Genomic DNA, 14,516 nt, shown 5'->3' with positions numbered 1-14,516 from the left:
TCAGATAATGCCCTTTAGGACTGACCTTTCGGGCATTATCTGACGGCTGACCGCCGGGTCAGTCTAGTTCGACGCCGGACACGCCCCTTTGCGCCGTCGAACATTAATGCGCGACGCCTTCCCGAACTTGGACGCTGACGCCGTCTCGTCACGTTGAGCCGTCAGATAATGCCCTTTAGGACTGACCTTTCGGGCATTATCTGACGGCTGACCGCCGGGTCAGTCTAGTTCGACGCCGGGCACGCCCCTTTTGCGTTGTGGCTCGCCAAAGACGCGAGTCCGTCTACTGACAGTGGACAAATCGACTAGTATTGGTAGCTGGATAGGGCAGCTGGGCAACCGCGCGTCACGCAAGTGGCTCGAGGAACGTCCGGGCTCCACAGGACAGGGTGGTGGGTAACGCCCACTCGGGGTAACCCGCAGGACAGTGCCACAGAGAATAGACCGCCCGCACGGCCTCGGCCGGAGCGGGTAAGGGTGAAACGGTGGTGTAAGAGACCACCAGTTCCCTAGGTGACTAGGGAAGCTAGGTAAACCCCACCCGGAGCAAGGCCAGACAGGGCATGATTGAGGGCTGTTCGCCCGAGTGCCTGGGTAGGCTGCTAGAGGGCGTCGGCAACGGCGTTCGTAGATGGATGGTTGCCTCTCCGCCGCGGGTAACTTCGGCGGATGACAAAACCCGGCGTATCGGCTGCCCTATCCAACACATTCCACCGATTCGGGCGCCTGTGGATAACCGGACGCGTACTTTCCCCGTGATCCCTAGACTTAACTCATCACGATTCACTTGCGGCCACAATCGCTGGCCAGTCGGGGGTGGGCTCCTTCCATGGCACGGCATGCACACGACCAGCAGCGACGAACACGCCTGCCGGCCAGACTCGTGCCCCCAAGACTCGTGCCCGCCTGGCCCGCACCCAAGGGCGCGCCCGTCCGCTCCGCAGCCGTACTGGCTATCATCGTCGTCGTGGTGCTGGCCGGCTGGCTTCACAGTTCCGGGCGCTGGCCCTTTGCCGTTGATGCTGGAGCCCCACCGAGCCTCACCACATTGCCGCCCGGTGTGGGCAAACCAATTGTTGAGGTCGGGCCAGGGACGGCGTTGGCGCTGTTGGACACCCTGCTGGTCAAGGGGAAATCATCCGGCAGCGACTACGAGCGCAGTGCGTTTGGTGAGGCGTGGGCAGATGCCGATGGAAATGGCTGCGATACCCGCAACGACGTCCTGCGCCGAGACCTGCAGAATCTTGCCTTCGCCCAGGATTCATGGTGCGTTGTGGCCTCGGGTCTGCTCGCCGAGCCCTACACGGGTAAGGACATCGAATTTCAACGGGGCAAGGACAGCAGCGCTGCTGTCCAGATCGACCATCTGGTGGCGCTCGGTAATGCCTGGCGAACCGGTGCCGCAGCGCTCACCCCGGAACAGCGCGAAAGCCTTGCCAACGATCCACTCAACCTCATGGCCGTGGATGGCCCGGCCAATGAGGAAAAGTCCGACGGCGATGCGGCCACCTGGTTGCCCGCCGCCAAAAAGATCCGGTGCCATTATGTGGCCCGTCAGATCTCCGTCAAGGCGGCCTACACGCTGTGGGTTGCCCCGGCGGAGAAAGCGGCCATGGTGCGCGTGCTCGGTTTGTGCCCACAACAAGAAAGCCTGCCCTCCGGCTACCTCCCATAATGGGTGGCGCAGGAAGGCAGGCCCTGTGCAGCTGCTGCTACATGGTGGTGCCGATTTCGGTCAACGGCAGATCCGGGTGATTCTTTTCGACGCGACGCATGGCCCAAATATCGTTGAACAGGGCAAGGAATTCGCCATCGCTGCGCTCAAGTACCTCAGCGCCATGGAGGTTAGCCAAGACCTCTGTAGCCTCCGGCGTCGTCAATCTGGCGATCGAGTACGGCAGGCGCTCCAGACGCATGGGGGCGTTGAAGTCGTGGTGCATGCGGTCCTCGACAACTTCGAACTGCATAGGTCCGACAGCGGCCAGCACGGGTGCCTGATCGCCGCGCACATCGGAGCGGAGCACCTGGATGACGCCCTCGTGCTCGAGCTGCTCGATGCCGCGACGGAACTGCTTGTACTTGCTGGGGTCCTTGGAGCGGGCCACCTGGAAGTGTTCGGGGGCGAACAGCGGGATGGCCGGGTACTCCACGGACTCCTCGACGAACAGGCTGTCGCCCACGCGCAGCGCGGAGGCGTTGACTAGGCCCACCACATCACCCGGGAAGGCGGTGTCGATGACCTCGCGTTCGCGGCCGAACACCTGCTGGGCGTATTTGGTGGCAAAAGACTTTCCGGTACGCGTCTGAGTGACCACCATGCCGCGTTCAAACATGCCGGAGCAGACCCGGACGAAGGCGACGTGGTCGCGGTGTGCCTGGTTCATGCCTGCCTGGACCTTGAACACGAAACCGGAGAAGGGTGCATCCACGGGGCGGGTCTCGCCGGCCACATCGGTGCGTGCGGACGCCGGGGGAGCGAAGTCCACCAAGGTATCCAGGATCTGCTTGACACCAAAGTTCAAGGCTGCCGAGGAGAACAAAAGAGGAGTGGCCTTGCCGGCGTAGAACGCCTCAAGGTCCAGGGGATTTTCCTCGTCGATGACCAGGCTGGCCTCATCCGTGGAATCGGTCCAAGCGTCGCCTTCCGAGGCTGCAGCCTGCTCCGGCGTCAGGTATTCGGTCAGTGCAATCTGGGCGCCTGAGCTGTTGCGGGCAAACTTGGCAAACTCGTCACGACGAACATCCCAGACACCGCGGAAATCGCCGGCGATGCCGATGGCCCACGTCAACGGCATGGGCTTGAGCCCGGTGCGCTCGGTGATCTCGTCCATGAGTTCGAGCGGATCAAGTCCGGGACGGTCCCACTTGTTAATGACGGTGATGATGGGCAGGTTGCGCTGGCGGCAGACCTCGAACAACTTCATGGTCTGCGTTTCCAGACCCTTACCGGCGTCAATGAGCATGACGGCGCAATCGACGGCGGCCAGCACGCGGTAGGTGTCCTCGGAGAAGTCGGCGTGGCCGGGGGTGTCGAGGAGATTAATGACGGTGTCGCGGTAGGAGAACTGCAGTGCCGCGGAGCTGATGGAGATGCCTCGGTCCTTTTCCATCTGCTGCCAGTCAGAGATCGTGTCCCGCCGGTTCGACTTGCCGTTCGTGGCACCTGCCGTGCCGATGACCTTGGCATGCAGGGCCAAGGCTTCTGTCAGCGTGGACTTACCGGCATCCGGGTGCGAGATGACAGCGAACGTTCGCCGACGTTCCGCTTGACCGGTAATTTCGGTGGCGCGGGCGGGGGACTGGACCGGAGAGGACACAAGACTACTTTCTAGCGGTGAAGAATTTTGGGGCGAGGGCAGGCGCAACTATCAAGTTTACCGCAGGCTGCTGCGGCAGTCAGCGCTCCCTACTGTGGCAGCGTCAGGGACCCAAATCCCAGCTGCCAAGCACCTCCGGCATCGATGCGTTCAAGAACAATCTTTTGCAACGCCGTCGTACGGGGGAGCGAGGCCAAGTTCGCCATGCTGCGGGTGCGGAAGGTGAAGTACACGGCATCGCTTGGCTGGAGCATTGGTTCTCCGTAGGGGGTGAAGCGGGCGGCAAACTGAGCAATGTTGGACGCCGGGTCCAGATGATCGCTGAGGTAAGGGTCCAGCAGCCACGACTCACAATTGGCCGTGCGGACAGGCTTTTCGGGAAAGTGCTCGGCGAAGAACGGTGCGGCCTGGGCAAGGCTGGCCTGGACAACGTCTGGGGACAGGCCACCGTCTTCGGGGATGTGGATGCCAAGAATCCACTCGCCGGCGTCAACGCCAGGGAGGACGGCCTTGGGCTGATGGATTAGGAACTGCAGACGGCCCAGCTGGTAAATACGGCCCGAAAATGTCTGATTGAGCCATTTGTAGGTGTCCATACCAAACCGGTTATGAACGCGCCGGTTGATGGCCATATTGCGGCCAAAATCAGCCAGGGTGGCGCGGGAGATGGCCTCAGTAATGCCCCGCTCGGCGTGCCACGCCACGATAGCGGGAACAAAGCGCATCATGGCACTGAGCCAGTCCATCTCCGTGACGAGAAGATCGGCGGTGCCCAGGTCCGGAACGGATTCGTCCGCGCTCCCAAGCCGTGACTCCAGATGCGCCAAAACTTTCTCGACAGCCGGGGTGGCGGGGTCGTTGAACAACGCGAGCGAATCGGCGTGATCCTCCGGCGCGATGTTCAAGTAGGCAATCGTCAGCTCTGGGCTCATGGCGGTCCGCAAGGTCATGCCCCCAGCCTAACTAATACACCGGCTGGGAATGTTCTGTTCTGCGCTTAACGCAAACGTGAACTTTACGCAGAACAGAACATTCCGCGCGGCCCCGGAGGGAGTTGGTGCTTACTTCGAAGTGGCCGGCTTCTTGTCGAAGAGCGTCTCGGCCTGCTCGAGTGACATGCCGTTGGTCTCCGGGATCTTGAACATCACGAAGAAGAAGGACGCCACGGCGAACAATGCGTACATGCCGTAGGTCAGCGGCAAGGATGCCGCGGCCATGGACGGGAAGGTCAGTGTGATGGCGAAGTTGGCAATCCACTGGGCGGCGGCGGCAAGGCCAAGGGCGCGGGCGCGGATGCGGGACGGGAAGATCTCGCCCAGCAGAACCCACACAAGCGGACCCCAAGAAGCACCGAAGCTGATGACAAACACGTTGGCCGCGACCAAGGCAACCGGGCCCCAAGCGCCCTGCAGGGAGATCTCCGAGCCCGAGCCGGTGGCTGCGGAGAATGCCAGGGCCATAGTGCCCAAGGAAAGCGCCATGCCGATGGAGCCAACGAGCAGGATGGGGCGGCGGCCAATCTTGTCGACCAGGGCAATGGCGACCAAGGTGACAAGGATGTTCACGATCGCTGTCACCACGGAGATGGTCAGCGAGTCCTTTTCCTGGAAGCCCACGGCCTTCCACAGCGTGGTGGAGTAGTAGAAGATGACGTTGATGCCGACGAACTGCTGCAGCATGGACAGGATGATGCCGATCCATACCACCGGCATCAAGCCAAAGCGCTTGCCTCGCAGCGAACTCTCGCGTGCAGCGAGCTTATCCGCATGGACGGCATCCAGGATTTCGCGGATGCTGATTTCGGCGTCTTCGTTCGGTGCGATGGTCTTGAAGACCTTGGCGGCTTCTTCTTCCTTGCCCTTCAGGACAAGGTAACGAGGGGATTCGGGCAGCTTCAGGGCGATAACGAAGTACACGACGGCGGGCACTGCGGCGGCCAGGAACATCCAGCGCCAGGCAGGCAGCCCAAACCATAGCTCCTGCGCGGCACCACCGGCGGCGTTCGCGAACAGGGCATCGGAGAGCAACGCGGCAAAGATACCGATCGTGATGGCCAGCTGCTGCAGCGAGGCCAGACGGCCACGGTGCTTGGGCGGTGAAATTTCGGAGATGTAGGCCGGGGCAATGACTGAGGCCAGGCCAATGCCCAATCCGCCCACAAGACGCCAGAAGATCAGGTCATAGACGCCGAAAGCAAAGCCGGTACCCAGTGCGCTGACCAGGAATAGGACGCCACCAATTTTCATGGCGGGGAGGCGGCCCCTGGCATCTGCAATGCGGCCGGCCATGTAGGCGCCAATGGCACAACCCAAAAGTGCGACGGCGACGGCGAACCCCGTGACGGCATCGCCAAGGATGAATTCATCTTGCAAGGCATCGACGGCGCCGTTGACTACCGAGGAATCAAAGCCGAAGAGGAATCCTCCCACGGCTCCTGCGACGGCAAGCCCAATGACTTTGCGTGGTATCGGCGTTGCGGATGATTTTGGCATAGTAGTCCCGGACATGGTTCCCCTTTGAAGCCGCCACTGAAAAGTATGTGGCCCGTTTGAAAAAAGTGCTTAGTAATTCCAAATGGTAAAGCTACGCCATGCCAGCAAGCCCAAAGAGCCGCTGGCGCCTAAACCGGCCGTGATAATTGCCTCATGGGATGTGCATCACAGCAAGGTTCGGCCTTAGTGACCGAACGGGTCCGGATCCACACCCGGCATCCAGGTTAGCCCCGGAACGCCCCAACCAAGGCTTTTGGCTGAACGCCGGGCCTTTTTGGAGTAACGCGCATTGAGCCTGTCCACATAAAGTTTGCCGTCTAGGTGGTCGAACTCATGCTGCATGCAACGGGCAAACCAGCCGGTCGCCTCAAAGTCCAGCGGGTTGCCCTCGGCGTCGAATCCGCGCACTCGAACCCATTCTGCGCGCTTGAGCGGAAAATCGATCCCCGGAACGGATAGGCAGCCTTCCACCTCATCGTCGGGATCCGGGGTGTTTCCGGAGATCTTGCCGACGGTGAGCGTTGGATTTACGACGACACCACGTTCGGGGACGTCGTCGTCGTTCTCCATCTTGTACGTAAAGATGCGAAGGCCCACGCCGATCTGGGGTGCTGCAAGGCCTACGCCGTTGGCGGCCTCCATGGTCTCGTACATGTCCGAGATGAGGGACTGGAGGTCTGCGTCAAAGGTCTTGACCTCATCGGCGCGGCGGTGAAGGACGGGCTCACCCAGGATGGTCACGGGGCGGATGGTCATGAGGACTTCCTTTTCACGCTGGCAACAATTTGAAAGTTTACAAAGCTTGAGGGGCAATGAAAAACACCCCGATCAATTGACCGGGGTGTTGATCGTGATTCTTGACGAACCACACATGGGGTGAGATACGGGGGTTGAACCCGCGACCTCCTGGACCACAACCAGGCGCTCTGCCAACTGAGCTAATCCCACCATGTTCGCCGTCTGCCAGAAGGTTTTATCCTCCGTGCTTGTGGCAACGACGACTAGTCTACCCGATCTAAAAGGGCGTCAAGACCAAATGAAGTTCTTTTTGCCAATTTGTGATCCAGATCGCGTTACGGCGAAACAAATTCCGCGAAAACACGCGGAAACTGAACTTAGAACTTTGCTGAAATCTTCTTTGCGGTCTTCGAATCCGGGCCCGGAGCGGGCACAAACACGGCCTCGCGGTAGTACTTGAGTTCGTTGATGCTGTCCTTGATGTCGCCCAGGGCGCGGTGTCCACCGGTCTTGGCCGGCGACTGGAAGTAGGCCCGCGGGAACCAGCGGCGGGAGAGCTCCTTGATGGTGGAAACATCGATGACCCGGTAGTGCAGGTGCTCCGCGAGCTCGGGCATGTCACGGACCAAAAATACCTTGTCGGTGCCGATCGAATTGCCAGCCAGCGGCGCCTTGTTGGCAACGGGCACGTGCTCCCGGATATACGCCAGTACCTGAGCCTGCGCGTCTTCCATGGTGGTTCCGCCGGCCAGCTCGTCAAGCAGCTTGGAGGTGGTGTGCATGTTGCGCACAAAGTCACCCATCTGCGCCAAGGCCTCGTCGCTGGGCTTGATGACCACGTCAACACCCTCGCCCAGGATGTTCAATTCGGAGTCCGTGACGAGCGCCGCAACCTCGATCAGGGCGTCGTTCTCGGCATCCAAGCCGGTCATTTCACAGTCAATCCACACAATGCGTTCATTAGTAATAGCCACCTCACCAATGTACCGCTAACCGCGCACCCGCCGCCGCGCTGGTAAAATCGGCCGTGGCAGAACCTGCATGCCGCAACTCTGTTGCATGAAAACTTGTTGCAGGAAATTGACGACGACGGCCGGAGACTTTCGATGACAGCCCTGCCTTCCGCTGTGCCACCGCGGGCCGCTGGCGCGCAGAGGCCGTGGATTGCGGTGCTCGAGGGATTTCTAGGCTCCGTCATGATCTTGGTCGGTTCCGTTGGTGTCGGCTGGATCGCCAACGGTTCGCCCATGGTCCGCAATTCCCTCGTCATCGCCATGCGTACCGAAGGCGCTGGCGTGATGACCTCCACGATTGTGCTGACGCTTGGCGCCATGGTGTTGTTGCGTTCCTGGCTGCGGCTGGGCCAGCGCCTGATCAGCTGGGGGCCCGGGTCGTTGAAGGTCGTGGTGACCGCGATCGTTGCCTGGGGTGCACCGCTGATGCTGGCCGTGCCAATCTTCTCCCGCGACGTCTACGCCTATACCGGCCAAGGCAGACTCATGGCGGAGGGTCTGAATCCCTACACCGATGGCATTTCGGCGCTCAGCAACTGGTTCATGTTGGGCACGGACCCATCGTGGGCCGAAAACCGCACACCCTATGGGCCGGTATTTTTGTGGCTGAGCAGGGGAGTGGTTGCTTTGACGGGGGCTCAGCCCGATCTCTCTGTGCTGTTGTTCCGCGCCATCGCCTGCATCGGTGTTGCCTTGTGCATGATCTATGTACCCAAGCTGGCCGCACTTCACGGGGTGGACGGTGCTAGGGCATTGTGGATTTCGGTGGCCAACCCGCTCTTTCTGATTTCCTTCATCGCCAGCGCTCATAACGACGCCTTGATGGTTGGTTTGGCCGTCGCGGGCATCTACTTCGCAGCGACGAGACGGGGCGTGCTGGGCGTAGTCCTTGTCACGGCCTCGATCGCCGTCAAACCCATCACCATCGTCCTGCTGCCTTTCATCGGATTGTTGTGGGCAGGACACGCCGCCGGGTGGGGGCGACGTTTTCTCTTCTGGGCCGCGACCGGTTCGCTGAGCCTTGCCTTGTTGTGGCTCATGGGTCTGCCCGGGAATCTTGGACTGGGCTGGACGTGGGCACTCACCGACGCGACACCTGGCTACACGGGGTACTCGCCCTCAGGATTTGGCGGGCAAATGCTGGAGCTTCTGGGCAACGCCGTGGGGCTGGACGGAATGGCCATCGGCAATGGCTTCCGTACCCTGCTGACGGTGGCCAGTATTGGCCTCGCCGCCTGGTTTGTGCTCTTTGGTGACCCCAAACAGGTGGTGCGCCGCACCGGACTGGCGTTTGCCGCCGTCGTGCTTTTGGCGCCCATCATCCAACCCTGGTACATCCTGTGGTTCTTGCCCATCTTGGCTGCGACAGGCATCCGGAACAACTGGCAGATCAAGGTTTGCTACGTGGTGATCGGCTTCTTTGTGGTGTTTGGAGCCCAAGACCAGCTCTTCGTGTGGGACTTTGTGACGATGCAGGTGGGTTCAGGCACGTTGGCCAGCGTGGTGGCGTGGGGTGCTGTCATCTATCTGCTGGTACTGGATGTGCACACCCGAAAACTACTGTTCAGCCGCGAGGCAACTGTGGACGCGCTGCGGATCCGGTAGCGACCCTCCGCCGGCTACCTCGGCTGCTAACTAGTCGCCTACTAACTAATTCGGCGGAATGGCAGAAACAGCTGGGGCGGCTGCGTTCCGGCCCAGCTCCACGGTGCGTTGAATGGCCCAGATCAGCAGCGTCACGAGAAGTACGTTGCGGCTGGTCAGTACGGCCGCCATGATCGGGTTGGCGTGGATCAGCGGTGTGTAGAACAACGGGTAGATGATGAACGTGGTGAAGGCGATGCCCATGAGCAACGTGGCCGGAATCTTCCAGCGATCCCAATCGTGCACCAGCCCGGCAACCACCACGGGCAGCAGCCAGATGATGAACTGCGGCGAACCCACCTTGTTGAAAACAATGAACGCCGTGACCATCAGCAGTGATCCCTCGAGGATCAATTCCTCACGTTGGGCGCCGCGGCGCAGGGCCCACAGCATGAGAATGGCGCCTGTCAGTGCCGCAACAATGAGCAGCGGCTGCATCAATGCGGCGGCAATTTCGGCTCCGGGTCCGTAGACCTCAGTGGAGTTAATGGCCACATTGTCGGCAATCTTGGAGCCGCCAATATTGAACACGCTGAGCCAGACCCACGGGGTGGAGAAGGTGGCCTCAAGCTGCATGCCGCGATCACCTTGGTTGATGGCAAAGTCGAGCAGGTGCGAGCCTGCTCCGGTGAGGACCGCCACGGCTGCAACGGCCGCGGTGACCACCACGCCCGTGATGAAAATTTGGACGCGCTTGGCGCTGGCAATGAGCAGCGGAGCGATTACCGCGGCCGGCCATACCTTGATCCAGGTTGCCGCCGAAAGCAGGAACGCTGCAAGAACGGGCCGTTCAACCGCGTACAACAAGGCAATGAGTACCAGTGACGTGGTGATTCCCTCCACCCGGGCAAAACTCAGGAAGCCCATGAATATGGTGAAGAACAGCCAGAACCAGGCCGGGGCAATCCCGCTAACGGAGCGCTTGCCGCGCGTCAGAAACACCAATCCAACGGCGTTGAGCACAATGATGATCAACGTCCAGCCCAGCAGGTACAGCGACGGGCCAAACATGTTCGCGGCGAAAATGGGCAGCTGCGCCAGCAGCGGATATACCCAGGGGCTGATCACCTCGCCAAGATCCGACGGGTTGTAACCGAGCAGCGCCCATTGGCGGTACTGCTCGGTATCGCTGAAGGTGTTGCCGTGAATAATGAAGGTCATCATCCACGCGAGGAAAAAGCCATGAACGACGGCGAATCCCCACCACACGCTGGCGGGCGTACGGAACCAGGCAATCGCCGCGGGCGAAAGAAACTTGTTGCGGAGCGTGGTGGCCCGGTCCAGGACCTGGTCAAAGAGTGGAGCGGAAATCTTAGGGCTCCTTGGTCAGGGCATCAGAGGTGGAGACGGCGTCGGTTGAGGCGGACGCGGAGGAGGAAACGGCGTCGTTCTTCACAACATCGTGCCGGGGGATGAGCGAGGGATTGCGGCCCATCAGGAACAGTTGGCGCACACTCCACACGAACAAGACCACCAGCAACAGATTGCGCAACGTCAGAACGGCAGCCATAACGGCGTTGTTGTGCGAAAGGGCGTCGTAGAACAGCGGGTAAACCAGGAACGTCAGGATGGCCACGCCGATCAGCATGGTAGCCGGGACGCGCCACGCCTTCCATTGGTAGGACAGGCCCACGGCCACGGCCGGTGCCAGCCACACCATGAACTGCGGGGAACCAACCTTGTTGAAAACCACGAACGCGGTGACCAGCGCCAGTGAGCCGAAAAGCAGCAGCGCGGTACGATCGGCGCCACCATTTCGCTTGCCGGTGTGCAGGGCCCAGAAAACCAGGCCGGCAACGAGCAGCGCGGCGGCGATCAGGAGGGGCTGCATGAGCACGCTCATGACCTCGGAGCCGGGGCCATCAACCTGCATGGAGTTGATGTCCTGGTTCATGTACATCCGCGCCCCGCCCAGGCCCAGTACGCTCATCCACAGCCAAGGTGTGGTGAAGGTGGCCTCGAGTTGCATGCCGCGATCGCCTTGTTCCAGCAGGAAGTTCAGCAGCTTGGGCAGCGCATTCATGCTCAGCGCCATGCCGACCACAAGTGCCGTGACCAGCACACCCGCCAAGACCACCTGTACCCGCTGCCGGACCACGGTGAACAGGGCGAGCACGACGGCGGCCGGCCAGACCTTGGTCCACGTGGCGACACTGAGAATGACCGACGTCAGGAAGGGGCTGGCCACACCAAGCGACAGGGCGATCAGGACTACCGGAGCTGTCAGGCCATCGACGCGGGCAAAGCCCAGCCAAGCCATGAGGGCTGTGAAGGTGGTCCACCATAGGGCGGCCGGAATGGCTTCGCGCTTTTTGCCCCAGCGGGTGAGTTTGCCCACTGCCAGCGTGTTCAGCGCGGCGATCATCAGGACCCAGATGAATAGGAACGGACCGCTACCAAAGATGTAGGCAATGGCCATGGGAATCAAGGCCAGAATTGGGTAGACCCACGGACTGGGGCCGGTGACCAATTCTTCGTTGAAGTCCACGGAGGCCCAGATGCGGTAGATGAACGTGTCGCTAAATGCCTCGCCACGCAGGGACAAAAGCCCCGCCAGCAGAAGAAAGACAAGGTGGACTGCACCGAAGATGGTCCACATGCCGCGTGGGGTTTTCAGCCAGTTTTGGGTCCGGGAGGGCAGGATCGTGTCCCGGAAGCGGGCAAGAGTGGCAAAAAACGTATCCGTGGAGATGGTCCAGTCCTTTGTAGAAGTGGTGGAGGCCGGGCGCAATAAGGCTGACGCGGCGAGTGGCCAGTAGTCGTTTCCAAGGAATTGACCGGCTGAAGTGGGTAGAATGCCAAGAACGGAGTCCGGGGCTGCTTACATATTAGCGCAGCACCCTAGTTGCTCCCCGGGTCGGTTCCGACCCTCTGCACGCAAACCAGTCCTGCCGTGAGGGACAGCATTAGTTCAGGAGTAAAGCAGTTGACCAGCGCGCGTGTTGCCCTGCCGGAGGTGAAGACCAAGGTGTTTAGCAAGTTGCCTCTTCGCACGGGCACAGCGGCGTCGGCAGTGTGGCAGGGATTTGCCGGGTCCATGATGTTGTTGCTGGGCTCATTCGGCGTTGGATGGTTGGCCAGCAGCTCCGTGCTGATCCGTAATCCGCTCTTTATTGTGGCCAGAACCACCCCCGTGGCGGTGATCATTGCCACCGTGCTGCTGTGTGTCGGTGCAGCTTTGATGCTGCGTGGGTGGCTGAGGTTGCGGCAGCATTTGGCGCTCTGGGACGAATCCTCGGCGCCGATCCTGAAGAAGGCATTGATCCTGTGGGTTGCCCCCCTGATGCTGGCGCTTCCGCTCTTTAGCAGGGATTCTTACGCCTACATTGGTCAGGGCCGGCTAATGCAGCAGGGGCTCAATCCCTACACCGACGGCATTTCGGCCTTGAACAACTACTTTTCACTTGGCCCTGACACCCTGTGGACCGAGGCCCCAACCCCCTATGGTCCGCTCTGGCTGTGGTTGGAACACTTCGCGGTATTGTTGCCGGCCAACAGCCCCGAGATTGCGCTGATTCCCTTCCGGCTCGCGTGCCTGGCCGGCGTGGTTCTGCTGGCCATCTACGTTCCCAAGCTGGCTGCCCGCCACGGCTTCAATCCGCACCGTGCATTGTGGCTGGTGGTCCTGAACCCCGTGGTGCTGATCAACTTTGTGGCCAGTGTGCACAATGATTCACTCATGCTTGGCTTGGTTGTCGCAGGACTCTACTATGCTTCCTCGAAGCGACCCATTCTGGGAATTTTGCTCGTTACGGCGTCCATCGCCATCAAGCCCATCACCTTGATTGCGTTGCCCTTTGTTGGTTTGCTGTGGGCAGGTTCCCAAGCAGGATGGGTGCGAAAGTTCGGAATCTGGGCCGCTACCTTAGGTATCGCCACCGCCGTCATGGGGGTCATGGGTGCCATCAACGGTCTGGGCTTCGGCTGGTTGGCCGCCCTGCAGACTCCCGGCACAGTATGGATTTGGTATGCGCCAGTTGGCTTGTTTTCCAACATTGTCGGGTTCGTGGTGTCGCTTCTGGGCGGGGCCGGTGCCGCCGTGACTGACGTCATTCAGGGGATTGGTCAGCTTGCGTCAATTCTGATCGTCATGGGTCTGGCCTTTTGGAAGGTCAAGGTCCCGGCGGCCTCATCCGCAAATGGCAGCTCCGACGTCGGCCGTTCCAGCTTCAGCGGTCCGGGCGCCCTCGGCGAGACACAGCGATACAGCCAGGCAGTGCTGCGCCGGATGGCGTGGGCGTTTGCGGCCGTGGTCATCATGGCGCCTATGATTCAGCCCTGGTACATGCTGTGGCTTGTTGCCTTCTTCGCCGTGACCGGCATCGAGGAGGGATGGCAGTTGCGCACGGTGCTCTACCTGACTGCGTTCTTCACCTTGATAGCCCTAACCGACCAGCTCAGCGTGTTCCCCTGGATTCCGGTGGTGCTGATCCGTGCCGTGGCTATCGCCGTTGGCTTCATTTGTATCTTGTACGTGATGTTTTGGGACAGGGCAACGCGCGGGCTCTTTCTTCCCGGTCGCGACGCTGCGGCAAAAACCAAGTCAGCCTAAATCTAAAGGTGCTTAAGTGCCTCGCGGCGTGAAAGCGGACTGAGCTGGTTCTCGTGATTGCGGACGTATTCGCGCACCCAGTCGGAATCGGTCCGGGCATGTTGGCGAAGTGCCCAGCCGATGGCCTTGCGGATGAAAAATTCCTTGTCGTCAAGGTTGGGTGCGATGACATCCTGCAGCAGCCCAAGATCTGTTGCGGTTTTGGCTGGCAATTGAGCAATGATCGAAGCCCGGCGGAACCAAAAGTTCCCGTCCACACTCCATCGACGAAGCAGCGGGTCCATGGCCTCCCTGTCCTTGAGGAGTAGTTCGCACAGGCGTGGCGCCACCGAATCCACGAAATCCCACCACTGTCCGGTCCCAATGACGACGCCGTAAAACGGCAGGAGCGCCATCTCGCCCCGGCCCAGGCGTGAGTCGGTGAGCATGATGGCCGCATAGCGTTCCTCCCGGAACTGCGCTCCTTCCCAGAGGGAGGTGACCGTGGCGTTGAGTTCCTCGACGCCAGAGAAAGGGTGCTCCTTCGCCAGGGCTCGTACGGCTTTGCGGACAGTGGGGGAGGGCACACCCAGAAAGGGCATGGAAGATTTCATATAGAGCGCCATCCCTGCGGCTTTCTCTGTCATGGCTAGCTGATCGAGGGCGGGGCGCAGAGCCTGTAGAAATGCGGCATTGGGGGTCCCGAGCGTGCTTTGATCCGTGAATATGTTCGTTTCCGATGGCGTCATGGCACCAGCGTAGCGGCAGGGCGACTACCATC

General features: G+C 60.8%; 11 protein-coding genes, 1 tRNA gene and 1 other RNA gene. 4 read left to right on the top strand and 9 right to left on the bottom strand.

What is annotated here, in order from left to right; all coding sequences use genetic code 11:
- The first annotated feature begins 323 nt into the window (after nt 1–323).
- Both rnpB and ACP7B9_RS07005 read left to right on the top strand, forming a co-directional pair.
- An RNA gene (gene rnpB, locus ACP7B9_RS07010) (RNase P RNA component class A) lies at nt 324–703 on the top strand.
- A gap of 126 nt (nt 704–829) precedes the next feature.
- On the top strand, nt 830–1,675 hold the full coding sequence (locus ACP7B9_RS07005; protein WP_425861997.1) for an HNH endonuclease family protein: 846 nt from the start codon (nt 830–832) through the stop codon (nt 1,673–1,675).
- A gap of 37 nt (nt 1,676–1,712) precedes the next feature.
- Here the strand turns inward: ACP7B9_RS07005 and ACP7B9_RS07000 are convergent, their stop codons facing one another.
- The 6 genes from ACP7B9_RS07000 to orn form a co-directional block, all read right to left on the bottom strand.
- The gene (locus ACP7B9_RS07000; protein ID WP_425861995.1) at nt 1,713–3,317 is read right to left on the bottom strand and encodes a peptide chain release factor 3; all 1,605 of its coding nucleotides are present in this window, start codon (nt 3,315–3,317) and stop codon (nt 1,713–1,715) included.
- An 89-nt stretch (nt 3,318–3,406) separates the two neighbouring features.
- On the bottom strand, nt 3,407–4,267 hold the full coding sequence (locus ACP7B9_RS06995) for an acyltransferase domain-containing protein (RefSeq protein WP_425861993.1): 861 nt from the start codon (nt 4,265–4,267) through the stop codon (nt 3,407–3,409).
- 111 nt (nt 4,268–4,378) lie between these two features.
- Nucleotides 4,379–5,824, bottom strand: a complete 1,446-nt coding sequence (locus ACP7B9_RS06990) for a sugar porter family MFS transporter (RefSeq protein WP_425861991.1) — start codon at nt 5,822–5,824, stop codon at nt 4,379–4,381.
- A 168-nt stretch (nt 5,825–5,992) separates the two neighbouring features.
- Nucleotides 5,993–6,565, bottom strand: a complete 573-nt coding sequence (gene def, locus ACP7B9_RS06985; protein WP_425861989.1) for a peptide deformylase — start codon at nt 6,563–6,565, stop codon at nt 5,993–5,995.
- 116 nt (nt 6,566–6,681) lie between these two features.
- Nucleotides 6,682–6,757, bottom strand: a tRNA-His gene (locus ACP7B9_RS06980).
- Between the two features lie 167 nt (nt 6,758–6,924).
- Nucleotides 6,925–7,521: an oligoribonuclease gene (gene orn / locus ACP7B9_RS06975; protein WP_425861987.1), complete on the bottom strand. Its 597-nt coding sequence runs from the start codon at nt 7,519–7,521 to the stop codon at nt 6,925–6,927.
- A gap of 132 nt (nt 7,522–7,653) precedes the next feature.
- On the opposite strand from orn, the gene mptB (ACP7B9_RS06970) reads away from it, so the two are divergent.
- A complete protein-coding gene (gene mptB / locus ACP7B9_RS06970) occupies nt 7,654–9,165 on the top strand; it encodes a polyprenol phosphomannose-dependent alpha 1,6 mannosyltransferase MptB (RefSeq protein WP_425862565.1) in 1,512 nt (503 codons plus the stop codon).
- A 45-nt stretch (nt 9,166–9,210) separates the two neighbouring features.
- Here the strand turns inward: mptB (ACP7B9_RS06970) and ACP7B9_RS06965 are convergent, their stop codons facing one another.
- On the bottom strand, nt 9,211–10,368 hold the full coding sequence (locus ACP7B9_RS06965; RefSeq protein ID WP_425861986.1) for a glycosyltransferase 87 family protein: 1,158 nt from the start codon (nt 10,366–10,368) through the stop codon (nt 9,211–9,213).
- 148 nt (nt 10,369–10,516) lie between these two features.
- Nucleotides 10,517–11,803, bottom strand: coding sequence for a glycosyltransferase 87 family protein (locus ACP7B9_RS06960; protein WP_425861984.1), 1,287 nt, complete (start codon nt 11,801–11,803; stop codon nt 10,517–10,519).
- Between the two features lie 327 nt (nt 11,804–12,130).
- Between ACP7B9_RS06960 and mptB (ACP7B9_RS06955) the strand changes: the two genes are divergently transcribed.
- The gene (mptB, locus tag ACP7B9_RS06955; RefSeq protein WP_425861982.1) at nt 12,131–13,756 is read left to right on the top strand and encodes a polyprenol phosphomannose-dependent alpha 1,6 mannosyltransferase MptB; all 1,626 of its coding nucleotides are present in this window, start codon (nt 12,131–12,133) and stop codon (nt 13,754–13,756) included.
- 2 nt (nt 13,757–13,758) lie between these two features.
- On the opposite strand, the gene ACP7B9_RS06950 is transcribed toward mptB (ACP7B9_RS06955), so the two are convergent.
- Nucleotides 13,759–14,484 carry a DNA alkylation repair protein gene (locus ACP7B9_RS06950; RefSeq protein WP_425861981.1) on the bottom strand — a complete coding sequence of 242 codons (726 nt, stop codon included), beginning with the start codon at nt 14,482–14,484 and terminating at the stop codon, nt 13,759–13,761.
- Nucleotides 14,485–14,516: the final 32 nt, after the last annotated feature.

Source organism: Arthrobacter sp. TWP1-1, assembly GCF_049897845.1.
Classification (GTDB): domain Bacteria; phylum Actinomycetota; class Actinomycetes; order Actinomycetales; family Micrococcaceae; genus Specibacter.
This window is presented reverse-complemented; position numbering and strand designations above follow the sequence as displayed.

What these genes read in the sequence shown, in the direction of transcription:
- ACP7B9_RS07005 (WP_425861997.1), top strand. Translation starts at nt 830, where the DNA reads ATGGCACGGCATGCACACGACCAGCAGCGACGAACACGCCTGCCGGCC.
- ACP7B9_RS06995 (WP_425861993.1), bottom strand. Translation starts at nt 4,267, where the DNA reads ATGACCTTGCGGACCGCCATGAGCCCAGAGCTGACGATTGCCTACTTG.
- ACP7B9_RS06990 (WP_425861991.1), bottom strand. Translation starts at nt 5,824, where the DNA reads ATGTCCGGGACTACTATGCCAAAATCATCCGCAACGCCGATACCACGC.
- def (WP_425861989.1), bottom strand. Translation starts at nt 6,565, where the DNA reads ATGACCATCCGCCCCGTGACCATCCTGGGTGAGCCCGTCCTTCACCGC.
- mptB (WP_425862565.1), top strand. Translation starts at nt 7,654, where the DNA reads ATGACAGCCCTGCCTTCCGCTGTGCCACCGCGGGCCGCTGGCGCGCAG.
- ACP7B9_RS06965 (WP_425861986.1), bottom strand. Translation starts at nt 10,368, where the DNA reads ATGATGACCTTCATTATTCACGGCAACACCTTCAGCGATACCGAGCAG.
- ACP7B9_RS06960 (WP_425861984.1), bottom strand. Translation starts at nt 11,803, where the DNA reads ATGTGGACCATCTTCGGTGCAGTCCACCTTGTCTTTCTTCTGCTGGCG.
- ACP7B9_RS06950 (WP_425861981.1), bottom strand. Translation starts at nt 14,484, where the DNA reads ATGACGCCATCGGAAACGAACATATTCACGGATCAAAGCACGCTCGGG.